Raw genomic sequence first — 24,298 nt, forward strand, 5'->3', positions numbered from 1 at the left:
CAACCTACCTGATCTTCGACAATATTTCTTTCTATTTAAACTAGATAAAAATATAATGGCTTGTAGGATATGGAGCATTTCTTAGTGTAGCAGGTATATTACTTGGAGTCCTCAGTTTAAAAGAAACAAAACAAATTAGGCAGAGAGAAATATTAATTAGAACTTGATTACCTAAGTATGTATTTGCATTAAACTAAAGGGAAACGTTAGCTTTATAAAACCAAAAAAAGCAGCTGATCCATGTGATCGGCTGCTTTTATTAAGCTAACGGGCAGGATAGTTTTAGATTCGACGAGGTTACATTTTTGAATTTTGAATAGTACGTATGCTATCATTTACATCACCTTTATGACTCGATTAACAGCGGAGCTAAACGCTCAATCATTTACACCAATATTTATAAGAGGAGTGGCTTACTTTGAGAAGCGTCAACATACATATTAGGGATATTTCCGTCGGTGATGCTGCTGGACTACTCCAGTTGCAGAAAGAAAACCGTGATTTTTTTGAAAGCTACGCACCGACACGCACCGACGAATTTTATACGATGGAAGGACAGCTTAAGCGTATCCAAAAGCAGGCCGAAGATCGAAAAAATGACCAAGCATATAATTTTGGAATATTTACAAACACCGATAATATGTTAGTGGGGACGGTTAGCCTTTTCCATGTGATGCGGGGCCCTCTTCAAAGTGCATATATCGGATATGACTTAGATCAAAAAAGTAACGGTAGAGGCTACACGACTGAGGCTGTTCGGTTAGTCGTTGACTATGGCTTCAATACATTGAAATTACATCGAATTGAAGCAGGGGCAATGACGCATAATATCGCTTCAATTCGAGTGCTTGAGAAGGTTGGCTTTCAAAAAGAAGGCATCGCTCGACAGAATGTTCATATTAATGGAAAATGGGAGGATCATCAGACACTCGCGATTCTTAACCCATACAGTTAGTTTTTTAGAATATGAGTAATAATGCGTCCATATAGCTTTACGTTATAGCTTATAGTAAGCTATCCGGTAGGTAACAAGGAGACGGGAAGAAAGATTGTATTTTGGTTAGAATAGCTCAACTAGCATGGATTAGGCTAACGGGAAACGATAGCTAAATTCAGATAAAACTGCAACCAATCAATTGATCGGCTGCAGTTCCCTTAAGCTACGGGCAAAATACTCCCAGTTTTGGTGTGACATAAAAAATGCATTACCCTCATTTAATCTATGTGGGCGACGGCACTGATTTCGATCAGTTGCTCAGGAGACGCGAGGTATGTCACGCCGATACAACTGCCGGCCGGCCGGTGTTGTCCCATGTATTCCTTGAAGAGATGTATGCATTGCTCGATATGCTCTTGTGCATTTGTCAGATAGATTTCAACATAAGCGAGGTTTGACTTCGTGATACCAAACTCTGCTAACACGCGATCGAGATTCTTCAGCGTCTGCAGGGTTTGTGCCTCGATATCATTTGCGCCAACGAAAGCGCCCTCCGTATCGTGGGAAAATTGTCCCGAAATGTAGATTGTGTCGTTGACTCTGTACCCCTGAGCGATACCGTGATCCCAAAGGTCGTGATTGTAGGTTTTAATATTAGTCATTTTTTCTCTCCTCAATTCAAAGTAAGGTTAGTATAAAATGAGCTTAAATAAAAATATAGTACGCACTTTATTGATAGATACTATCTAAAGAGATAGTGTACATACTGTCCTTAATTTAACGTGTTTCATGATTGAACTAACGGGAAACATTAGCTCAAGAAGAGTGGAAATACGCTCGTGTGACTTAAGTTGATTTTGCCATACAAAAAAGAAGGTCGTTAATATATAACGGCCTTCTTTGTGCTGTATGTGATTTATTAAGATTCATCTGCTTCATTGATCTCCAGGCTTACAATGACTCCGTTCTTCTCTAGATTTTTTATGACCTGTTCCGCACGCTCATTCAGCGGGTTATTGCCCAGATATACCTCGGTTAAATGAGGAATTGTTTCAAGCACAGCAATATCCTGAATGAGGTTATCTTGCAGATAAAGATATTGTAAAGTTGGATGGTTCTTTAATGGTGTCAAATCCTGAATCCGATTATGGTCCATAATGATCCATTCAAGATTCGTCTTCTGAAGTGGTCTTAAGTCCGATACCTGATTCCCGCTGGCAAGCAAACTTGTAAGATTGCGTAAATTTTTCAAAGGTTCTAGACTTTTTATTTGGTTATCGCTAATCAATAAACTTTCCAAATTGCGTAATCCTGAAAGAGGAGATAGATCTGAAATTTGATTTCCGTCTAAAGCCAATAGGTTTATTTTTGTCAGCTTGGAGAGTGGTTTTATATTTTTGATTTTATGGCCAGGTAGGACTAATTCCACTACGTTAACTGCATATTCAAGTCCTTGCAGACTTGAAATCTTACGCTTTGCATCCATTGCATATAGGGATTTTAATTTTTTCAAATGGCTTGCTTTCAGTTCTTTTTTACCCGATAGCTTCAAATTGGTTCGAATGACTTGTGCCAAAACGGGATCCTTAACGAGTGGAGCTGCCAAAATGGTTGTTGTCGGTATTACTAAAAGCATCAAACACAATACAATTAAACTTTTTACAAATGGATTAGGCATAGTAAACTCCTTAAAATTAGTATCTGGATATATTCTCTGATTTCGGTGATCTCAACTATGTATGATTCATGGCGCTCTCCTTATATGATTTTAATAATAAAAATATACCATGATCTGGAACATATTACCTCAATTTGAGCGGCTGCTTTTTTTCAACTAACGGCAGTTGAGCGTAGTTGAGCGTGGAATCATGTTTCCATATTTCCCACTTATCAACTCCATGATATGGTAATAGAGGTCTTTCTTATTAAAAGGAAGGGAGTGCAGGCACATGGCTGAAGAACCGTTTATTTTCCTAGCGGGTATACTATGTTTTTTCGTTCCAATCTACTTCAGAAGATCAATGATGTCTATTCAAATGATTGCAGGAGTGATACTATTCTTCTGTATTCTGATTTTTCACGAGGAAACCCAAGTTAAACTGATTTATCTGCTAGCCTTTGTTTGGGTATTTGGTTCAATTAGTGCATTAAGTGTATCCGCAGAGAAGATAACAAAGTAGTTAGTCAATTCATTGCCAACGCTTTGAGAGTATGCCATTTGGTAAGCTTATGATTGAAATCTCTATATATAGCTCTTCATTCTGTACTTCATATTCTTATTCAGTTAGACTGCTGGTTCATCACCAACAGTCTTTTTTTGTTGTCATCTATTCTTACTTGTTGATTTGAGAAATTCAATAATTTCAGACCAATTCTTCTGAACATCTTTATAAATGAAAATATATGGATTCTGAAGTCAACTTTATTGACACGTGTTTTTGTTATTGTGCTACAATTGCTAAAAATAGTAACACGAATATGAACTGGAACGGATCTGGTTGGGAGAATTGCTGCACCTTCTAGAGGAGAGCAAGTGGTCAATTTCAAAAGGGGGAAAAGGGAAATATGCACGGGATTTCATGGAGAAAACGTTCAAGTCAGGCAGGGCTTAGTCTTTTACTATTGTGTGCAGTTGGACTCGCAGGATGTACGCAAAGTGCTTCATCGGTTCAGGAGAGTCAGGCACTTGCAGCTTCTCACCCGAGGGATGAGCTGGTGCTTGCGGTGGGCACAGAGCCGGAAGGCGGATTTGATCCGACAACGGGCTGGGGGCAGTATGGGTCGCCGCTATTTCAGAGTACTCTGCTGAAAAGGGATGCCAAGCTGCAACTGGTCAATGACCTGGCAACAGACTATTCTGTCAGTGAAGACGGCCTCACATGGACCGTTTCGCTGCGGGATGACGTGAAGTTCTCGGATGGTGAACCGCTGACGGCGGAAGATGTAAAGTTCACATTTGAAACGGCAGCCAGCAGCGGATCGGTGATTGATTTGACAAATATGGCCGAAGTGCAGGCTCCCGATTCAACAACGGTCGTGTTTACATTGAAATCGCCGCAGTCCACGTTTATCGGTATCCTGACTACACTTGGAATTGTGCCTGAACATGCCTATGGCTCCGATTATGCTGAGCATCCTGTCGGCTCCGGGCCGTACAAGCTGGTGCAGTGGGATAAGGGGCAACAGGCCATCGTGGAAGCAAACGAGCAATACTACGGTCAAAAGTCTGCATTCCGCAAACTGACATTTCTCTATCTGGACGAGGATGCAGCCTTCGCGGCAGCCCAAGCGAGTTCAGTCGACATTGCAGCCATTCCCGCCGCATTCAGCAAGCAGCAGGTAAGCGGTATGAAGCTGGAATCGGTCAAAACCGTGGATAACCGGGGAATCATGTTTCCAATGCAGCCTGCGGGAGGTACTTCTGCTGACGGTTTCCCTGCAGGGAACGATGTGACGTCCGACCTGGCCATTCGCCAAGCAGTGAACGTGGCCATTGACCGTAATGCATTGGTCGAAGGCGTGCTGGAGGGCCATGGTCGTCCTGCCTACTCGGTCAGTGATGATCTGCCATGGGGCAATCCGGAGGCTGTATTCGCAGATGCGGATGTTCAAGAAGCACAGCGAATACTGACGGCTGGCGGCTGGACAGATACAGACGGTAATGGCGTAGTGGAGAAAAACGGTATGGATGCCGAGTTCAACCTGCTCTATTTTGCAGGAGATCTGACCAGACAATCCATTGCCCTTGCTGCAGCGGATATGGCTGCTCAGGCTGGCATCAAAATCAATGTGGAAGGCAAGAGCCGTGAAGAGACGAAAAAGCAGGCATACGCCAATGCCGTGTTATTCGGATGGGGAAGTCATGACCCGCTGGAAACCTACAATCTGTACAGCAGTACGCACAAGGGGGAGGGATACTACAATGTGGGGCTGTATTCCAATCCGGCGGTGGATGGCTGGATGCAGCAGGCTCTCCAGGCTACGAGTGAAGAGGAAGCCCTTCCGTTCTGGCAAAAGGCAGAGTGGGACGGGACGACGGGATTCAGTTATCAGGGCGATGCCCCTTGGGCATGGCTGGTCAATATTGATCACCTGTATCTGGTCAAGGATGGCCTGAACATTGGTGAACAACAGATTCACCCGCATGGACATGGCTGGCCGGTGACATCCAATCTGGAGGAATGGTCCTGGGATGATAACTCGAAGTAGGCAATATAGTGCGAGTTCTGACCGACATTGAGGAGAGATGGTATGACAGGCATTCTTGAATGGGGAAGGTTTGTTGGGGTGAAGCTGCTGCGGCTCCTATCGCTGCTGGCAGGAGTCAGCGTGGTGGCTTTTATATTGATGCAGTTCTCGCCTGTGGACCCGATCGAGGCCTACATCGGGGGAGACATGATCAGAGTGAGCGCCGAGCAGCGAAGTCTTATAGAAGAACGGTGGGGATTGAATGACCCGCCTGCCCAGCGTCTATTCACCTGGGGACAGGCGCTGCTCCAGGGTGATCTGGGAACGTCGATGATCTACAGGCAGCCGGTTGTGGATATCATTCAGGAACGATTCCTGAATTCTGTTGCGCTTATGGCAGTGGCATGGATTTTATCCGGTGTGATTGGCTTCAGTCTGGGTGTAGTCGCGGCGATGAAACGGGAATCCATGCTGGATCGCTTGATCTGTTGGTATTGCTATACGCTGGCTTCCACTCCGGTATTCTGGATGGCCTTGCTGCTGCTTATGGTGTTCGGCGTGTGGCTGGGCTGGCTTCCGGTTGGCCTGGGGGTTCCCGCAGGGATGGCTGCCGATCAGGTCACATGGACAGATCGAGCCATGCATATGGTTCTTCCTGCATTAACCCTGAGTCTGACAGGTGTGGCTGCCATTGCCCTGCATACCCGCCAGAAGCTGCTGGATGTGCTGGACTCGGACTATATACTCTTCGCCAGAGCAAGAGGCGAACGAGGCGTGCAGCTGTTTCGCAGGCATGGGTTCAGACATGTTGTGCTGCCCGCGTTAACGCTGCAGTTTGCTTCATTTAGTGAATTGTTTGGAGGAGCTGTTCTTGCAGAACAGGTATTTTCTTATCCAGGCCTGGGGCAGGCCACCGTTCAGGCTGGACTGCGAGGGGATGTGCCGCTGCTGCTCGGACTTGTACTGTGCAGCACGATCTTTGTTTTTACCGGCAATCTGCTGGCAGACATTCTCTATCGGTTCATAGATCCGCGGATGAAGGAGGAACTGTTAACATGAAGCAGGAAATGGAGCAGTCCTCCAGACCCATTCGTGCTGTGCTGCGGCTGCGGTCAGGGGGATCTGAGGAAACGGAGAAGCGGAATCACGGTAAGCTATGGAGGCATCAAACTGGATTGTCTCCAGGGGGGTCTGGTTTCGAGAGGCAGCCGCGCTATACCAACCCGCGCAAACGAGCCCTGATCTGGGGGACTTTGTCGCTCGGCTGGATTGTTATCGTATGGCTGGCTGGGTTCGTGCTCCCTGCAGAATCCACGCTAACTTCGTTGAAAGACCGGAATTTGGCCCCGTTATGGGCACATCCCTTCGGCACGGACTGGTTGGGACGAGACATGTTCATGCGCACGCTGAAGGGATTGACGACCAGCATTCAGGTCGGTTTGCTTGCCGCGTGCGGAGGAGGGATGGTGGCGCTGCTGCTGGGGTTGATCGCTGCTTCGGGGAAGCTTGCCGACAGAGTGGTTTCATGGCTAATCGATCTGTTCCTGAGTGTGCCTCATCTAGTGTCGCTCGTGATGCTGGCCTTTGTCTTCGGTGGGGGTCTGCCTGGTGTGGCGGCAGCCATCGCATTGACTCACTGGCCGAATCTGGCCCGGATTGTTCGTGCAGAGATGATTCAGCTGAAATCGGCAGATTATATCCATATTTCCCGCCGGCTGGGACAAACCCGGTTTCGGATTGCTACACAGCACATGCTTCCTCACTTGGTTCCACAGTTGTTCGTGGGTACACTGCTGATCTTCCCTCATGCCATTCTGCATGAGGCTGCAATTACGTTTCTGGGGCTCGGGCTGTCGCCGCAGCAGCCGGCCATTGGGATTATTTTGTCAGAGTCGATGAGATATCTGTCGGCAGGCATGTGGTGGCTAGCCTTTTTCCCGGGACTGGCGCTGTTATTGGTCGTTCGTGCCTTTGATGTGCTCGGGAACAGTTTGAAAGTGTTGACAGGGACAGGTAGTTCAAGGGAGGGAGGATAACCATGGCTCTTCTTGAAGTAAAAGGGGTCTCCGTATCATTCAGACGAGCTCGTGGCTGGTTTGCACATGAGGAGAGCGAGGTCATTCAGAATCTGGACCTGACTGTGAACGAAGGCGAGATTGTCGCTGTCGTAGGTGCGAGTGGATCTGGCAAAAGCGTGCTGGCACAAGCGATCATGGGCATTCTTCCTGCCAGTGCCAGGCTTGAGGGACAGATCTGTTATGCTGAAGAGCCGCTGACGAGAGAGCGGCAGCTCCGTCTGCGCGGAGATGAACTGGTGTATATCCCCCAATCCGTTACTCACCTGGATCCGCTGCTCAAGGTAGGTAAGCAGGTCCAGCCAGTTCACCGGAAGCCGGGTGAGCGCTGGGTATCCTCAAGGTTGCAAATGCATAAGGCAGAGAGGGAACTTACGGATCGCTATCAATTGCCCAAGGGAACCAGCAAGAAGTATCCATATGAGCTCTCCGGAGGCATGGCTCGGCGGGTACTTATGGCAACGGCGACTTCCGGTGAGCCCAAGCTGATTATTGCCGATGAGCCCACACCGGGAATCCATCCCGAAGTGCTTGCAGACACGATGAAGCAATTTCGTGAAATGGCTGACCGGGGGGCAGGCATCCTGTGGATTACCCATGACATTGCCTCGGCACTGACCGCAGCAGAACGTATCGCTGTATTCTATGCCGGTTCCTGTGTGGAGATCGCGCAGGTCATTGATTTTACGGGCACAGGAGAAGGATTGAGACATCCTTATACACGTGCACTGTGGAATGCTTTGCCGCAAAATGGTTTCCAGCCGATCCCGGGCTCTCAGCCACTGGCGAATCAGTGGAGGGGAAGCGGTTGTTCGTTTGCACCCCGCTGTACTGCTGCGACCCCTGCGTGTACGGATCAACATCCTGAATTAAGGAAGCTCCGAGGCGGAGAAGTGAGGTGTATTCATGCCACTTGAAGCACGGAATGCCAGCTATGGGTATGACAAAAACCATTGGATATTTCGGGATATGAACCTGAAGCTGGAGCAGGGGGAAGTTGTGGGATTGTGGGGACCCAGTGGATGTGGCAAAACGAGCCTGGGACGCATCCTGGCAGGGTATGCAGAACCAATGGCAGGAGAAGTGCTGATGGACGGGAAGCCACTTCCCCGAGCTGGAGTCTGTCCGGTTCAACTTGTATTTCAGCACCCAGAAAAAGCAGTCAACCCTCGCTGGCGAATGCGCCGCTTGTTACATGAAGCCGAGATGGCGGAGCATCCCATTCTGAATGCTCTGGGTATTCAGCTTGAATGGCTGAATCGCAGACCGGATGAATTGTCTGGTGGAGAGCTGCAGCGCTTCTGCGTGGCCCGCGCACTGGGCAAGGAAACGCGTTACCTGATTGCCGATGAGATGACAACGATGCTGGATGCCATCACACAAGCCCAGATCTGGCAAACCGTAATGGCTACGGTGCGTCAGCGTAATTTGGGGCTGCTTGTGATCAGTCATGATCTTGACCTGCTGAATAGACTCTGTGACCGGATCATTCCTATGCCTGTATCCTAGTTGTAATGATAAGAAAAGCCATCTTCCTTCGACTTGATCGAGGAAGATGGCTTTTCTTATAGGTATTAGTTTTTGTTCAATTGATTCACCATCAGGGATAATCTGCGCATGGCTTCTTCAACTGTGGACCGTGGACAGGCGACATTCATCCGCATGTATCCCGTGCCTTCCGGTCCGAATGCGGTACCGTCGTTAAAGGCAAGACCTGCTTCGTTCAGGAGCAACCGTACAAGTTCTTCCTGGGGAACACCCAGCTTGCTGAAGTCCATCCAGAGCAGATAAGTCGCTTCAGGCAAATCTATGCTTACATCAGTCAAGTGCTTCGCCGCATACTCCTGAACGTATTCCATGTTTCCCCGAATATAGGCAAGGCAATCGTCCAGCCATTGTTCGGCTCCGTTGTAAGCAGCCTCGGCTGCAATGGCGCCCAGTGTGCTGATGCTGGCGAGGCCCATCGTTTTGACGCCCTGGGCAAAGGATGCACGCAAGGAGGCGTTCGGAATGATGATATTGGAGGTGCATAGGCCGGGAATATTAAATGTTTTGCTTGGTGCCGTGCAGATGATACTTAGGTCAGCGATGGCCTCCGAGATCTGGGACAGCGGAGTATGCGTGCCGCGTTGGTGCACAAGATCGGCATGAATTTCATCCGACACCACAAGTACATTATATTGCACGCACAGGGCAGCAAGGCCTTCAAGCTCCTCGCGAGACCATACACGTCCAACAGGATTATGAGGGCTGCAAAGGATAAGCATCTTCACCCGTCCTGTCTGCAGACAGGATTCCAGGTGTTCCAGATCCATGGAATAGCGTCCATCTTCGAAACGGAGGGGATTGGTCATCAATTCTCTGTCCTGGCCACGTACCACTTCGTAGAAGGGGGCATAGACCGGAGTTTGAATCACAACAGCATCACCCGGTGCCGTAAAACGTTGAACGGCAATGCTTAGGGCTGGAACGATCCCAGGTGTAAACACAACCCAATCATCGTTGATGTTCCAGTTGTGACGTCGTTCCATCCATCCTCTCAGTGCTTCGTGATATGCATCCGTACGCATGGTATAACCGAAAATGCCATGTTCCATCCGTGCCTGCAATGCCTCGATAACGGATGGTGGTGCGGCAAAGTCCATATCAGCCACCCACATAGGGAGCGCATCCGCCACGCCAAAGATTTCCTCAAGTGCGTCCCATTTCTCCGAACCGGTAGAGAGACGATTAATCGGCTCATCAAATGTGTTTTTCTTCATCATTAGGTTCCCCCTTCTAATCCGTTCATTCGACCACAATCGACAGATAATTATCTAATAAATTCGTTATTTTCGCAACCTTTTGACCTGATTCTTAACTCACTACGGTATGGTCCAAATTCCTTGGGTTTATTCAACTGAGCATGTACTTCAATGCTGACCTATGTAGTCTGTCTTTTGATCTCTTTCAACTCTAACCGTTGTATAAAAGCTGCTGTTTGGCTAATAGGCTTAGTTCACACAAATAAAAAAACCATCGCAGCGCCATCTTCCCGATGACTTCCTTCCTGCGATGGTTATATCTCTACTTGGCTTGTCCCATGGGAAAAATAATTATAAGTGCTCGTTGAACCATCCGGCAATGTGCTCAAGACGTCTCACTCTAAGATGCGGGTGACCGCCTCTGGAAAGTTCATGATTAGCCCCCGGGAAACGAACGAGACGGGTCGTTTGTCTGCGTCGCTTCAGGGCAATATACAATTGCTCAGCTTGTTCAATCGGACAACGAAGGTCCTGTTCACCATGCAGGATCAGCAGGGGCGTGTTTATATTCCCTACATAAGCCAGAGGGGAGTGCTTCCATAACAGTTCCGTATCCTCCCACGCATTGCCGCCAATCTGATCTTCGGTGAAAAAATATCCAATGTCGCTGACACCGTAAAAAGAGAGCCAGTTGGAGATGGACCGCTGCGTAACGGCTGCCTTGAACCGGTCTGTATGTCCAACAATCCAGTTGGTCATGAAGCCCCCATAGCTGCCACCGGTAACGCCCAAACGGGTTTCATCAATGAATTCATAGGTGGACAAGGCATAATCAACGGTCTCCATAAGGTCGCGGTAATCGCCACCGCCGTAATCACCACGACAGGCATTCACGAATTGTTGCCCATAACCCAATCCACCACGCGGGTTGGTATAGACGACGGCGTAGCCCTGCGCAGCAAGCATCTGGAACTCATGCATAAAGGTAAAGCCATACATCATGTGAGGACCGCCATGAATCTCAAGAATGGTTGGGATTTTGACGCTGTCTACCATACCGATTGGTTTCATGATCCATCCCTGCAGCTGAAGCCCATCCGAGGTATCAAACCAGAACGTTTCCGGTACGCTGAGCCGGATCTCTCCCTGCAGTTGGGGATTGCTGCGAGTCAGCTGGATGGACTCGGCTCCGTGATCATCCGGCTTGGGATACCAAAACAGATCTCCCGGGTTTTGCGTGTCGGCAGCGGCCGCTACAATGTCACCATTCTCCAGTTCTGCAAACTGATAAAACTCTTTCTCCGCAGGCAATACATACTCCGTTTGACTGCCATCCAGCGCAACACGTGCGATTCGGACGCTGCCATGAACAGTAGCGAGACAGAGAATGGAAGAGCCATCACGAGTGAATAATGGCCCCGTTGTTATTAGGTGGGCACGCATATCTCCAACGAGACTATGATTCATCTGTACGTCCCAGTCACGGGTCAGGCACAGAGGTTGACCGCCCGAGATCGGGAGTGTATAGAGCTTCACCAGAGTGGCATTTCCGTAAGAGCGGTCACTGGCAAGCAGGGCGAGGGACTGTCCATCCGGTGCATAAGCCAATCGGCTGAAGGTGAACCCTTCCGGAGTCAGCTGCTGTATGTCAGACCCATCTGGTTTTGCGCGGTACACATGATTGGTCAGTACATAATCGTTATGCTCCTCGCCTACTTCCGGCAGCTGGGCAATCCAGGCAATGGACGTTCCGTCAGGTGACCATGCATAATCACCGACGTCGAAATGACCCGTGGTTACAGGAGTGGCTTCACCGCCGTCAACCGAGATGCGGAAGAGGTGAGAGCGTCTGCCATTCCATAATCCTCCGCCGTCCGATTTCATGCGAATACGGTCAACAACAAGTTCTTGGGGCAGTTTGTTGTCTGAATTGGATTCGTCTTCTGCTTCACTGTGCATATCCACAGGGGACTTCACAAGTAACGACTGGCCATCCGGAGACCAGATGAGGGAACTTGCTCCATGCTTCAACTGGCTGACTTTTCGTGCTTCTCCGCCATCTGTGGCAATGATCCAGATTTGTGTTTTTCCCTCATGCTCCCGTAAAAAGGCAAGCTGTGACCCGTCCGGCGACCAGGAGGGCGAGTGATCCTTGTCACCGGAGGTAAATACCCTGTCCTTCTGACTCTTCAGATGCAGGAGTCTCAGGTGAGAAGAGTAACCGTCCCGGTTGTCATTCGTCTTCCGACTTACATATACCAGCTGTTCGCCTCCAGGAGACGGGGTTGGATCATTCACCCATGTAATCTGATAAAGATCTTCCGATGTGATGCCACGCAGACTGTTCATTGATTATCCTCCCACCTTGATTTCACAAATGTAATTTCCTAACCTTTCCATTTATATTAAAGGAAAGCAGGGGGGACGACAACATGCTTCTGCACGAATGGAGATTGCCGCTCTGCTATACCGTACCCAGGAGGAATTGTTGAATGTATGGCGAATCCTAATGGTTGAATTGTCATGAACGAGATGAAGTAGGGCCGGATGGTCCTGTTTGAAGTTGGTTTGTTTTGGTTAATAATCTATGTGTTTTTTGTCTGTTAACGTTTCTAATCTTATATAGAAGATATAATCATTGCCTATTTCGTTCAAATTAAAGGAGGAGCACGAGATTGTCGACATCCTATGAACAACAGCATGTGGAATATCCGAGCCGTAAACGAATGGGATGGCTTGCGGCCGGAGCTGCACTTTTTGTGGCAGCCGGATTTTTTTTGATGTTCAGCGATTCTTCCGATACAGGGGATTCTGTAATTTCTGCGGTTGTAGGTCTGGTTTCCGTCCTGTTTTTTGGACTCTGTCTTGCATACAGCTTGGTGAAGATGATCAAGAAGGAACCTTCCTTTGTCGTCAATGAGCAAGGATTCGTGGACTCCTCCTCGTATACGTCGGGAGGCTTCATCCCTTGGAAAGATGTAGAGAACATTTTCATGTATGAGTTGATGGGGCAGTCCATGATCGGAGTTAAACTAAAGGATGAGCAAGCCTTCCTGGATCGCCAGACCGGAGTGAAGCGCAAGCTGATGACCGTGAATACACAGATGGTGGATGCTACGGTGAGTATAGCCCAGAACAGTCTGTCGTTGCCGCTGGAACAGCTGTATATCATGATGGTGGGACGATGGAAGCGTGCGAGCGAAGCATACAAGCCAGGCCAGTACGACATGCTATGATTTCGAAATACGTCATAAGAATAGGAGGAATGCAAAGTGGCAACACATGGGGAGAAGAAGCGTACAGTGCTGCTGCCTGACGGTACGTCCCTGCCTGCCATAGGACAAGGTACATGGTACATGGGAGAAGACCGTTCAGCCCGTGCGCACGAGGTAAAAGCATTGCGTAACGGGATTGAACTTGGCATGACAGTGATTGATACGGCAGAGATGTATGCTGAAGGCGGGGCGGAAGAAGTCACCGGAGAAGCGATAGCGGACTACCGGGATGATGTTTTTCTGGTCTCCAAGGTCTATCCGCATCATGCAGATCGCAAACAAATGATGACAGCCTGTGAGAACAGTCTCCGGCGTCTGGGTACAGACCGGTTGGATCTATATTTGCTGCATTGGCGGGGAAGCGTACCGCTGCAAGAGACGGTTCAAGCATTGGAAGAGCTGAAACAAGCGGGTAAAATCTTGCGCTGGGGCGTGTCCAATCTGGACACGGAGGACATGCAGGAGCTATGGGATATTCCGGCTGGCCAGCATTGCGCCGTGAATCAGGTATTGTATCATGCGGCATCGCGCGGCATTGAAAGAGATCTCCTGCCCTGGCTCCGGGAGAGGCATGTTCCCGTCATGGCTTACTGCCCTCTCGCTCAGGGAGGCAGGCTGCGTACCGAGCTGCTGGAGCATCCGGTTATACGCGACATTGCTGCAGACCGCGGAGTGAGCACATCACAGATCGCATTGTCCTGGGTGATCCGGGATGGTGATGTGCTTGCGATTCCTAAAGCTGTGCAGTTGTCCCATGTGGCAGAGAATGCCGCAGCCATGGATATTGTTTTAACAAGTGAAGAAGTGGAACGGTTAAATGAAGCATTCCCTGCACCTGCAGGTAAAGTTCCTCTGGATGTTGTATAGATTGGCGTAGTGGTGTACCAGGCCAGGCTGGTTCACCAATTAGCTTGGTTGAAGGTAGAGCAGATCGTATATGATCTGCTCTTTTTTTATTTTGGCCCATAGTCATAGGACATCCATGTGGAATTGCTGCATAAGGATAGAAATAAATAGGCTTTACAACAACATAGCACTAGTGTACTATTTAACTAACACACCAGTACAGAGAGGGGCGAGTGCTTTGTGGCTATGGAATTCGATAACAACTTACCTATATACCTGCAGATTATGCAGTACATTAAGAAGCAGATTGTGACAGGCACACTGAAGGCAGGCGATAAAATTCCTTCGGTCCGGGAATTGGCGGCTGAGCTGCAGATTAATCCCAACACGGTACAGCGGACATTTCAGGAATTGGAACGGGAAGAAGTGGTCGAAACGAAACGGGGGCTGGGCAGATATGTCACAAGTGAGGAGTCGAAAATAATGACGATCAAAAAAGAAATGGCGGGAGAACTGCTGGAGCGTTTTTTGACAGGCATGCAGGAACTCGGGATTGAAGAACAGGATATTGTTACCATTGTTGCGGACGCGGTCGCTGGAGGTCAGTTATCACAGCACAGTCATGAACAGGGGAAGGGAGGAGCAGGGCATGAGTAACATCCTTGAATTGAATCACATTAGTAAAATGTACGGTGGCAAGCGGGCACTAAACGATGTCACGCTTACGGTTGCGCCAGGCAGGATTGTCGGGCTTCTTGGCAGCAACGGCAGCGGCAAGAGTACCCTGATGAAGCTTGCTGCCGGATTGCTGTATCCTTCAAGTGGGACCATTCAGATCACGGGTAAACCGGTTGGGCTTGAGACCAAGTCACTCGTTTCCTTCATGCCGGATCGCCCATTGACCGAAAAATGGATGAAGGTTCGTGATGCGATTGCATACTACCGGGATTTTTATGCTGATTTTGATGAGGCGAAGGCCAGGGAAATGCTTGATTTTATGAAGCTCGCTGAAGGTGAAAAGGTAAGGCATTTATCCAAAGGCATGAATGAAAGACTTCAACTAACACTGGCACTTTCCCGCAAGGCTCGTCTGTATCTGCTGGATGAACCGATCGGCGGTGTTGACCCCGTTGCCCGCGGCAAAATTTTGGATGCCATCGTAAAATTCTATGACGAAGACAGCAGTCTGATGATTTCGACACATCTGTTGACCGATATTGAACGAATTTTTGATGAAGTCATTTTCATCCGTGAGGGCGAGAAAGTGATGCAGGAAGAGGTCGAGACGCTTCGTCTGAAATACGGTAAAAGTGTGGATGAAATGTTCAAGGAGGTGTATGCGGAATGATGACATTGTTGAAATACGATTTTAAAAGGAATTGGAATACCCTGTTGGCAGGGCTGGTTGTATTGATCATCGTTCAGATCGGTCTGGCATTGTTCATGTCCGAGGTGGCAGGGCTAATTATTGGTATTATTGCTTATGCGGGGGCAGGTGTAGCCATCTATGTGAGAATGATTAAGACATACTGGTCCAACATCCGTGCGTACAATCGTCGTCTCGTACCCGTAACAGGGCTGTCTCACCTATTGTCTCCGCTAATATTTGGTACACTGTGTGGGCTGGGGCTAACAGCAGTTGCCATCATTCATTACTTCCTCTATGTTGCCACGAATGCAAGAATGCACTTTCTCAGCTACATCCATCTTTCGGGTATCCATCTTTCGGATTGGCTTACTCTGCTGTTGTTTATTTGGTGGGTTGCCATCTTTATGACCACCATCATTTTTCTCTCCATATCCATTGGAGGCAGCTTCAGGTGGAAAGCAGGCCCGTGGATTAGTATCGTCTCATTCTTCGTGCTGACCAATCTAATCAGTTGGTTGGAGAATGTTATTCTTGCTGGTCGCTTCAACCCGAACGAGTTGTTCCGGTTTACTCAAGAGAGTACAGGGATCACACTTACAGCGAATGGAGTTTTGTGGTCAGATGGAAGGTTGGGGAGTATCATATTTGAGATTATTGTGGCGTTAATTATGGTTGGAGCTGCTGTATATCTGAATAATAAAAAGGTAGAAGTTTAGCAGTATACTTCGGGGCGATATGAATCACACGGGCGATCACGATCGTCCGTTTTTTTTTATGGCTAGAGTACTAAGAATTCGACAAGTTGTGAAGCCATTTCCAATTTACATACGTAAATACATATATAGTATGGACTTTACCGGGCAGGTTTAATTTCAACAAAAGGGGAGGATGTTATGGAACTATACTTCAGAGATAACTTTTTCAACGCAGGATACACCGAAATTATGAACGGAAATCAGGAGCAGGCAGGACATCTGGATCTGAAAAGCCTATTCGGATCATCACTAGATGTGTTTGGTCCAGCGGGGCTGATCTGCAGCGGTCGATTCGGGATGTTAAGCAATCGCTGGGATGTCACTTCAGCGGATGGAGGACATCTTGGGATCCTCCGAGCCAGAATGAGCTTTTTTAGTAAACGATTTGAATACGATGCTGGACCGCGAGGAATCTATGAAGTATCTGCCCCGGCATTTTCCCAGGAATATGATGTTACCGGAATGGGCGGCAGAACGGTGGCTAGCTTCAGACGCACGAGCGGCTGGTTCAGTTCAGGAGCTTTTGTATTGAGCAACGAGTCCGAGCAGCTGGATACCTATGAGTTGATTGCTGTCGTTATGGGTGTGCATGCCATCAACAAAAGACGGAACTCCGCTGCCACATAGCGCGCAGATAACAACCCGAACCACATGGTTCGGGTTGTTGTTTGTTATGTGGGCACCTTGGCCTCAGAAGTCAGGCCTGGCTCACCTTGAACCTCGGGAGCTGCATAGCGTGCAAGCACCTTGGCTGCTGTCTCGGACATGCGATTGCGCAGCACAACGTTGTCTACAATCCGCACCCGTTTGCCAAGAAAACGCATTTTGGACAACACATAATCCATTTCACTCCGGGGGATTGTCAGCTCAATCCGGTAGGTATGCTGAGCTTCCACATACTGTACCTGTTTCTCGAAGCAGGAGAAAGCATATAGAATGCGTGACAATTCCTGATTGAACTCCGGCAGTACTTCAATCGTGATGGTTGTCTTACGTTTCTCACTCAAATAGCGGATTTGCTCCGTATAACGTGAGACGTTTTCCGGTTCAAGGTTCTCGGACTCCGCAGTGATAATGCTGCGCAGCTTGGTTGACATCAATTTCCCGAAACGAGGGGCGTACCAGAGCACATACCACTCTTTTTTGACCATGGAATATTCGAGCTTGTACGGGAATCCGAATTGATCCTGAATGATTCTCCCATTGCGGACATGCCCCGTTAGTCGAAAAGCTTGTTGGTTCATTATGATTTTGCGCAGTGGATTGAGCAGGGGGTGGGAGACGCTGTGTTCTTCGCTTTTGGCTTTCTCGGTCAAGTACTCCTGCAGGTTCATGTCCGGCTCGTCATCCAGCATATCTTGCAGTTTATGGTAAGTGGAAGGAGTTAATGCTTCCTGGGCGGCAGTGTGATTCAGCATCATCCGGAGCCAGGCCCGTTCCTGGGAAGTCCAGGTGAACAGTCCAGTCTCATTCAATCTCGTCATGATCTGATAGTTGAACATCTTCTCGAACAGATTCATAATATTGCGCAATCTCCTTCCATTCCTTAATCATCTCCTGGCGAAGCCTGTGAGGTGCAATGACCTCGCAGCTTGAACCAAAGCTCCGAAGCCATGGTTTAATCTCCGTCGTACCGTTAACCCGGATCTCATACAGAAAGGTATGCTCGGTTTCAGGCGTAATGGTGCCCCACTGGCCCTGCAGACGTACCCGATCCAGAATGAAGTTGCGCTGACCGCTCTCGGGATGGAAAAAACGGGCTTGAACCGTAACGGTCTTCGCCGTATCCACCAGCCAGCTGAACCGGCTGACTTCTGCCCATTGCTGTTTGAGATCATGCATATACTCTGTGCTTACCGCATCCAGTTCCTCCATCTGGGTGATGCCCTCCATTCGAAACTTCACGAACCCCCGGCGTCCCTGATATCCAATGACATACCACCGGCCATACTGGTGATCGTAAACGACTTCGAGCGGCAGGATCTGATTGGAATGTCCGCCGGCTTCCCGTTCGAATCGCGGATTCGTATTCTGCGAGCTGTAGCTGGATGGCTTTTTGGGTGAAAAATAGACAAACTGGACTCGCTTGCACTGGCGAATGGCACTAAGCAAAGTGTACAGATGCGCCTCATCCAGAATGCGGGAATAATAATGGTACTTGTATATAAATGGTTCGGTTACTTCCTGCTCGGGATAGCTTGCGGCAATTACCTTTTTAAGGCTGTCTCTCAGCAGATACCCCTGTACAGAGGGGACTTGGGTATTCGCCATGATGTCCACAAAATCATATAACTCCAGCTGTTCCTGGGCCGTTAGTTTGGTAAGGACGTCCTGCTGCAGCGTATAGCGATAAGGCCTGCCACCCGGTTCCTTCCGGATTACACCGACTTCTTCCAGATACTTCAGATCGGTGCGGATCGTTTTTTCGTCAGGCAGTGCGAGTTCCTCAGGCAGATCGGCACAGCAGGCATCCAGCAGTTCCATCGCGGTCAGCGCGCTGCCTTGCAGCGTATGCAAAATGACAGAAAGCCGCTGAACCTCTGTTTCTTTCATCGATTTGGCCCGAAAAAGGAACAGCAGCAGGGGTTCTGCAGATTCTCCATATTGGAAACGGACGAGGTCCGTCATCTCTTTGCTCGGCTCTGAACTGTGGCGCTGGTCCGCCACAGATTGCATGATTTCTTTTAACCTGCGCGTCGTTTTATCAAAGGTATGTACGGAGATGCCGAGTCGTTCGGCATACTGTTTGCGATTGTATGCACCGCTTGTCAGAGACAGCATGCGAAGAAACTGAATTTCTTTGTCAAAGCTTTCTTTGGCCATGAATCATCACTCCTTGATGGCCTGGAGTCAGGCAAATATGGATAAAGCAATGTGGAGCTTCCTACTTTCCTACTTCTCGTATCCCTTCATTGTAACAGGAAGCGTGGCTGGTTTCATTTTAAACTTACAAAGGTCGCCATACTTTCGCCATGTTCTAGTGTGGAAGAGTTAGGCATAATGAGGGTATGAAGAGGTGCGTGGCAAGCAGCAGAAGAGATAAAGGAGGTAGGCAGATATGACTCACGTTCATGAAGAAATGAGAGAAACGATCCGGCAGCAGCTTGTGCAGATTGAACAGGAAGAACAGATACGTATCATCTATGCATGCGAGTCGGGCAGCCGTGCCTGGGGGTTTCCTTCGCAGGATAGTGACTATGATGTGCGTTTTCTGTACGTGAGACCGCTGGATTGGTACTTGTCGATTGAAGATAGACGGGATGTGATTGAACGTCCGATCAGTGATCAGCTGGATATCAACGGCTGGGATCTGCAAAAGGCGCTGAAGTTATTTCGAAAATCAAATCCACCGCTGATGGAGTGGCTGCAATCGCCCCTTCGCTACGACGAGCGGTACAGTGTGGCAGAGCACATTCGTGCATGGTCTCCGCTTACGTTCTCGCCCAAGTCCTGCATGTACCATTATCTGAATATGGCCAAAGGGAACTTCCGGGATTATCTGCAAGGCGAGCAGGTGAAAATCAAAAAGTATTTCTATGTGCTGCGTCCGCTGCTCGCCTGCGGTTGGATTGAACGTTATGACGCCATGCCGCCCTTGGACTTTGATGAGTTAGTCAAGGACATTATACCTGCGGGAACGCCGCTGTATGTGGAAATTCAAGATCTTTTGAGAAGGAAGAGAGCTGGAGAAGAACTGGATCTAGAGCCGAAGCTGCCAGCCATTCATTCCTATTTGGCAGAGAACATCGAGCATTTCGGAAATATAGCTGCGGACATGAGGAATGATCAGGTTGTAGGGTACGAAGAATTGAATCGAATTTTCCGATCTGCATTGAATGAAGCGTGGGCGGATGAAGAGTAGGAGCATAGGTAGAAGGAGGAGTAATCCATGCATTTGATATTAAAAGCAACTGGAGAGGGAGCAGGCAATGTATCGCATCTGCTCTCGAAGAATCCGAATAATGTGTATGACCGGACGGATAAGGGTGTGCGCGTAAGAATGGTATACACGACAGCTGCAGAACGTGAAACCGAAGTACTGATGCACGCCGAACCTGATCCCGTTGATCTGGTTAGAGGCACGCCGGATGGTTATGATATTACGCAGTATATTAACGACCGTGAATTTGTGACCAGCAGCTTGTTCTGTTCTTACATACGTTCGGCGCTGGGAACCGCGCTTAATGGCAAACCGAAGGAAGCCTATGTACAGTGGGTAGGGCATCCGTTCGACATGGAGCTCACGTTCGGACCGGTGGCATCGGATCTGCCTGATCGAGCTATTGAGGAGTTGTTCTCGCCGCTTGGTTACACTGTGACCCTGGAGAGAGACGAGCTGGCCTATACGTTTGATCTGAAAAAGAGGAGCACTGTCCGCCGCATCATTCTTCGCGGTCAGATCACCGTGCAGAATGCACTGCGCCAGTTATTCCTGCTCATTCCCGTGCTGGATAACTATAAACATTATTTCATCAGCGAGGATGAAATTGATAAAATCAAGCGTTACGGCGAAGGTTGGCTGGACAGCCATCCGTTGAAGGAAATGATTATCAAGCGTACGCTGCGGTTCGCCGAATTGATTCGGCAGTATGAGCGTCAGGAGGGTGTTCTATCTGCACCTGTGGAGGCGGTGAATGCCGGGGACGATAACGTGAGTGCCTATGAAAAAGGCGATGGACCTGACGTTCCGTCTCTGCAGGAGGAACCACCCGTCCGGTTAAATGAACTACGCTATCGTGCAATTACAGATGTGGTCGCAGGTCTTCCGCTTAAGCGCCGCATTGTGGATATGGGTGCCGGTGAGGGCAAGTTATCTGTGAAACTGGCTTATATTCCAGGCGTGGAGTCCATCTTGGCTGTGGAGCCTTCGGGACAGTCCCGGCTGCGGGCCATGGAACGATTCGCCAAGCTGGAAGGACGAAGCGGAATCGCGGCTATGCCAGAGCCAGTCATTGGCTCACTGTTTTATTTTGATGAGCAGTTGAAGCATCAGGACGTCATGATCCTGTGCGAGGTCATCGAGCACATTGAAGCTTACCGACTGGACGGCATCATGAATACGATCATGAACGAATACCAGCCGGGAGTCCTGCTCGTGACCACTCCTAACAAGGAATACAACCAAGTATATGAAATGGAACAAGAGAGCTTCCGCCATCACGACCATCGCTTCGAATGGACCAGGACGGAACTGGTAGCCCAGTGCGAGACGTGGACGAAGCAGGGGGAGTACAGCTTTGAAATCAGCGGGATAGGCGCGCATGCAGAAGGCTTCGGTCAGCCAACTCAGCTCGTGATTTTCAGGAAGGAAAGGAGAGATCAACATGAGGGATAAGCGGGGAGCAGCAGAAGAAACCGGCACAGGCAGAACGACTCATGATCCGACGGCAGAAAGGGATTACAAAAGACGCCGCAAAATACACCTGCCTCATGCAGGAATCGTCGTGCTTGTTGGTCCATCCAATAGCGGCAAAAGCACACTGCTGGAACGACTCGTGGAGGAAGGAGTCATCAAACGTACGGAAGCCGTCTCATCGGATCAGTTCCGCATGCTGGTCGGAGATGACGAATATGTCGACTGGAAAAATCGCCCCCGAAGCGAAGCGGATGTGATCTATGCCGAATATCAGCAGGTATCGGCCAAGGCTTTTGAAGCCATGGAAGCCATGCTGGCGACACGCTGCAGGTTGAACAAGCTGACTTGGGTCGATGCGACTCATCTGTATACGGAAGATCGTCAGCGTCTTATTCATCTCGCGAGAAAAGCTCATGTACCTGTCATTGCGATCGTACTCGATGTTCCAGAGAAGGAACTGCTTGAGCGGGACGCTCAGCGCGATTATCCACGCGGCCGTCAGCGGGTGAAGCAGCAGGTGCAGCAGTTCAAACGCACGCTGCGCGCCATCCGTGAAGATGGCTTCGATGCCAATTATATGCTGAAGCAGCCGGATGAACTTGAATTTGTCCGCACGGCCAATCCACTGATGGTCGACATGGGCGTAGGGATTGATATCATTGGCGATATTCACGGTTGTTATGATGAAATGATCGAGTTAATCATTCGTTTGGGATATGTGAAAGAGGGAGAAAACGGGTTGTATCGCCACCCTGATGGAAGAAAGCTGGTCTCCGTTGGAGACGTATCCAGCCGCGGACCTGCGTCGCTTCCATGTTTAATGTTTTGGCAGCAGCATTGTGCCGCAGGGTTAGCTTACATGGTTGACAGCAACCATGGGTGGAAAATTGCCCGTTATTTGGATGGTCGGGACGTTACGCTTAGTCATGGAGATGAGTTTGTTGAGCAGGAGCTGAGCGACCTGGAACAGGAACATGGCATAGAGACAGCGCAGCGAGTACGCACAGATCTACGAGAGTTTCTGCTGAATGCCCCTTCCCATCTGGTATTCTCCCGGAACGGGGTACGCCAGGTGGTGGTGGCACACGCGGGTATTCGGGATCATTTTATCGGAAAACAATCCAAACGCATTCAGGATTACTGCCGCTATGGTGATGTGGATGGAACGGATGAGCATGGACGGCCAGTTCGGAAGGATTGGTACGTGGATCACACTTCAGGCGAATGTATCGTCTGGGGACATGACCCCCGTCCATATCCTACGATCGTCAATGATACGGTCAATATCGATCAGGGCGTTGTATTTGGGGGGATGCTGACGGCCTGGCGCATGCCGGAACGGGAGTCTGTCAGCGTCGCGGCATTGCAGGATTATGCAGGGGATCCGGATAGCCCGCTCAAGCGCTGGGAACGGCGCCGCTTTGCACCGCCCAACCTTCGGAAATTCAAGGAAGGATTTACGGTGCAGACCGGATCCAGACTGGACGTATCCATCCAGGGCGAGGTAGCCCGGACGGCTATTGATACCTTTTCCCACTTTACAGTACCGCTCGAGGAATTGGTCTATATCCCACCTACGATGAGTCCGCCGCCAGCGGCCTCTTCGGTAGAAGGCTATCTGGAGCATCCGCGGGATGCATTTCAATATTACCGGTCGCAGGGGGTTAGGCGCATGGTGGCTGAGAAGAAACATATGGGTAGTAGAGCCATTCTGCTCCTCTTCCGCGATCAGGAAGCTGCGAAGCAGCGAGTGGGAAGACCGATGCTGGGGAACATCGTGACCCGGACAGGGCGATCTTTTTTTGACCCAACCACAGAACAGAATGTACTGACCAGGTTGCATGCAGATCTGACCGCAGACGGATATTTTGAACGACATCAGACGGAGTTTGTATTGCTGGATGCCGAGATTGTCCCCTGGAACCTGAAGGCTCGGGAACTGATTGCTTCGCAATATGCACATGTGGCAGAGGCTTCGCTCATGGATCGCGGAACGGTGCTGGACAAACTGCGGGAAGCGGAAGCCGCCGGACGAGATGTGAGTGAGTGGTTGCAGGAAACCGAAGTCAAATTGGGGAACGCGACTACATTCCGTGACGTATTTCAGAACTACTGCTGGGATGTGAAGGAACTTGGGGATATCCGTATAGCACCGTTCCACACCCTGGCTCACAGCACGGGAACGTTCTGGGATCAGACACATGAATGGCATATGGAGCAGAACCGCGAGTTCGCCCGGATGTCCAGCTTCATGATGGAGACGGAATATCGGGTGATTACGAGTGAGGCGGATGAAGCAGAGGTTATTCGTTGGTGGGATGAGATGACAGCAGCAGGACATGAGGGCATGGTTATCAAGCCAGAAACCTTCCGCACATGGAATGGGAACAAAATGATCCAACCTGCGATTAAAGTACGAGGGCGTGCATATTTGCACATCATCTATGGGATGGATTACCTGGCACCCGAGAATTTGTCCCGGCTCAGCAAACGCAAAACATCCAAGAAGGAACGGCATGCCCTGTTGGAAAGCGCTCTGGGTATGGAGGGAGTTGAGCGTTTTGTACGCAGGGAGCCTGTGGAGCGGGTTCATGAATGTGTGCTGGCAACGTTAGCACTGGAGTCTGAGAAGGTCGATCCACGATTGTGATGGTCCGTAAAATAGAGGAAAACACCTAGCATTAGACTGAGATGAAGGCAGGTTTGGACGAGATCCAGGCCTGTTTTTTGTTATACTGTAAAAACTTTACATT

Annotated in this window: 22 protein-coding genes; 16 read left to right on the forward strand and 6 right to left on the reverse strand. The window is 49.3% G+C overall.

Annotated elements, in window-relative coordinates; genetic code table 11:
- The first annotated feature begins 418 nt into the window (after positions 1-418).
- Entirely contained in the window at positions 419-955 is a 537-nt protein-coding gene (locus CHI14_RS12935; RefSeq protein ID WP_095288843.1) for a GNAT family N-acetyltransferase, read from the forward strand.
- A gap of 260 nt (positions 956-1,215) precedes the next feature.
- Here CHI14_RS12935 and CHI14_RS12940 read toward each other — a convergent pair whose 3' ends face one another.
- Both CHI14_RS12940 and CHI14_RS12945 read right to left on the reverse strand, forming a co-directional pair.
- Positions 1,216-1,599 (reverse strand): RidA family protein, encoded by a 384-nt coding sequence (locus CHI14_RS12940; RefSeq protein WP_095288844.1) that lies wholly within the window; start codon positions 1,597-1,599, stop codon positions 1,216-1,218.
- Between the two features lie 257 nt (positions 1,600-1,856).
- Entirely contained in the window at positions 1,857-2,615 is a 759-nt protein-coding gene (locus CHI14_RS12945) for a leucine-rich repeat domain-containing protein (protein ID WP_095288845.1), read from the reverse strand.
- Positions 2,616-2,886: 271 nt separating this feature from the next.
- On the opposite strand from CHI14_RS12945, the gene CHI14_RS12950 reads away from it, so the two are divergent.
- The 6 genes from CHI14_RS12950 (at position 2,887) to CHI14_RS12975 (ending at position 8,709) form a co-directional block, all read left to right on the forward strand.
- Entirely contained in the window at positions 2,887-3,117 is a 231-nt protein-coding gene (locus tag CHI14_RS12950; RefSeq protein ID WP_095288846.1) for a hypothetical protein, read from the forward strand.
- Positions 3,118-3,502: 385 nt separating this feature from the next.
- A complete protein-coding gene (locus CHI14_RS12955; protein WP_095288847.1) occupies positions 3,503-5,146 on the forward strand; it encodes an ABC transporter substrate-binding protein in 1,644 nt (547 codons plus the stop codon).
- A 42-nt stretch (positions 5,147-5,188) separates the two neighbouring features.
- Positions 5,189-6,184, forward strand: coding sequence for an ABC transporter permease (locus CHI14_RS12960; protein ID WP_095288848.1), 996 nt, complete (start codon positions 5,189-5,191; stop codon positions 6,182-6,184).
- Positions 6,181-7,161, forward strand: a complete 981-nt coding sequence (locus tag CHI14_RS12965; protein WP_249281092.1) for an ABC transporter permease — start codon at positions 6,181-6,183, stop codon at positions 7,159-7,161. The genes CHI14_RS12960 and CHI14_RS12965 overlap by 4 nt, the downstream gene beginning before the upstream one ends.
- Before the next feature lie 2 nt (positions 7,162-7,163).
- On the forward strand, positions 7,164-8,117 hold the full coding sequence (locus tag CHI14_RS12970; protein ID WP_095288849.1) for an ABC transporter ATP-binding protein: 954 nt from the start codon (positions 7,164-7,166) through the stop codon (positions 8,115-8,117).
- A complete protein-coding gene (locus tag CHI14_RS12975; RefSeq protein ID WP_095288850.1) occupies positions 8,107-8,709 on the forward strand; it encodes an ABC transporter ATP-binding protein in 603 nt (200 codons plus the stop codon). The genes CHI14_RS12970 and CHI14_RS12975 overlap by 11 nt, the downstream gene beginning before the upstream one ends.
- A 65-nt stretch (positions 8,710-8,774) precedes the next feature.
- Here the strand turns inward: CHI14_RS12975 and CHI14_RS12980 are convergent, their stop codons facing one another.
- Complete coding sequence (locus CHI14_RS12980) at positions 8,775-9,962, reverse strand: MalY/PatB family protein (RefSeq protein ID WP_349290371.1); 1,188 nt, start codon at positions 9,960-9,962, stop codon at positions 8,775-8,777.
- A gap of 333 nt (positions 9,963-10,295) precedes the next feature.
- The gene (locus tag CHI14_RS12985) at positions 10,296-12,293 is read right to left on the reverse strand and encodes a S9 family peptidase (protein ID WP_095288852.1); all 1,998 of its coding nucleotides are present in this window, start codon (positions 12,291-12,293) and stop codon (positions 10,296-10,298) included.
- 326 nt (positions 12,294-12,619) lie between these two features.
- Between CHI14_RS12985 and CHI14_RS12990 the strand changes: the two genes are divergently transcribed.
- The 6 genes from CHI14_RS12990 (at position 12,620) to CHI14_RS13015 (ending at position 16,816) form a co-directional block, all read left to right on the forward strand.
- Positions 12,620-13,180: an STM3941 family protein gene (locus CHI14_RS12990; RefSeq protein WP_095288853.1), complete on the forward strand. Its 561-nt coding sequence runs from the start codon at positions 12,620-12,622 to the stop codon at positions 13,178-13,180.
- A gap of 36 nt (positions 13,181-13,216) precedes the next feature.
- Positions 13,217-14,086, forward strand: a complete 870-nt coding sequence (locus CHI14_RS12995) for an aldo/keto reductase (RefSeq protein ID WP_095288854.1) — start codon at positions 13,217-13,219, stop codon at positions 14,084-14,086.
- 219 nt (positions 14,087-14,305) lie between these two features.
- The gene (locus CHI14_RS13000) at positions 14,306-14,722 is read left to right on the forward strand and encodes a GntR family transcriptional regulator (RefSeq protein ID WP_095288855.1); all 417 of its coding nucleotides are present in this window, start codon (positions 14,306-14,308) and stop codon (positions 14,720-14,722) included.
- On the forward strand, positions 14,715-15,413 hold the full coding sequence (locus CHI14_RS13005) for an ABC transporter ATP-binding protein (protein WP_095288856.1): 699 nt from the start codon (positions 14,715-14,717) through the stop codon (positions 15,411-15,413). The genes CHI14_RS13000 and CHI14_RS13005 overlap by 8 nt, the downstream gene beginning before the upstream one ends.
- A complete protein-coding gene (locus CHI14_RS13010) occupies positions 15,410-16,150 on the forward strand; it encodes a hypothetical protein (protein WP_095288857.1) in 741 nt (246 codons plus the stop codon). Before CHI14_RS13005 ends, CHI14_RS13010 begins: the two co-directional genes overlap by 4 nt.
- Positions 16,151-16,327: 177 nt before the next feature.
- Positions 16,328-16,816: an LURP-one-related/scramblase family protein gene (locus tag CHI14_RS13015; RefSeq protein ID WP_095288858.1), complete on the forward strand. Its 489-nt coding sequence runs from the start codon at positions 16,328-16,330 to the stop codon at positions 16,814-16,816.
- A 44-nt stretch (positions 16,817-16,860) separates the two neighbouring features.
- Here the strand turns inward: CHI14_RS13015 and CHI14_RS13020 are convergent, their stop codons facing one another.
- Both CHI14_RS13020 and CHI14_RS13025 read right to left on the reverse strand, forming a co-directional pair.
- On the reverse strand, positions 16,861-17,709 hold the full coding sequence (locus CHI14_RS13020) for a WYL domain-containing protein (protein WP_095288859.1): 849 nt from the start codon (positions 17,707-17,709) through the stop codon (positions 16,861-16,863).
- Positions 17,657-19,012, reverse strand: a complete 1,356-nt coding sequence (locus tag CHI14_RS13025) for a helix-turn-helix transcriptional regulator (protein WP_095288860.1) — start codon at positions 19,010-19,012, stop codon at positions 17,657-17,659. Before CHI14_RS13025 ends, CHI14_RS13020 begins: the two co-directional genes overlap by 53 nt.
- Positions 19,013-19,247: 235 nt before the next feature.
- Between CHI14_RS13025 and CHI14_RS13030 the strand changes: the two genes are divergently transcribed.
- The 3 genes from CHI14_RS13030 to CHI14_RS13040 are packed head-to-tail and all read left to right on the forward strand — an operon-like array spanning position 19,248 to position 24,195.
- Complete coding sequence (locus CHI14_RS13030; RefSeq protein ID WP_095288861.1) at positions 19,248-20,051, forward strand: nucleotidyltransferase domain-containing protein; 804 nt, start codon at positions 19,248-19,250, stop codon at positions 20,049-20,051.
- Positions 20,052-20,078: 27 nt separating this feature from the next.
- Positions 20,079-21,524 (forward strand): 3' terminal RNA ribose 2'-O-methyltransferase Hen1, encoded by a 1,446-nt coding sequence (locus tag CHI14_RS13035; protein WP_095288862.1) that lies wholly within the window; start codon positions 20,079-20,081, stop codon positions 21,522-21,524.
- The gene (locus tag CHI14_RS13040) at positions 21,514-24,195 is read left to right on the forward strand and encodes a polynucleotide kinase-phosphatase (RefSeq protein ID WP_095288863.1); all 2,682 of its coding nucleotides are present in this window, start codon (positions 21,514-21,516) and stop codon (positions 24,193-24,195) included. The genes CHI14_RS13035 and CHI14_RS13040 overlap by 11 nt, the downstream gene beginning before the upstream one ends.
- The last annotated feature ends 103 nt before the right edge of the window (positions 24,196-24,298 follow it).

This window comes from Paenibacillus sp. 7516, from assembly GCF_002272715.1.
GTDB classification, from domain to species: Bacteria; Bacillota; Bacilli; order Paenibacillales; family Paenibacillaceae; genus Paenibacillus; species Paenibacillus illinoisensis_A.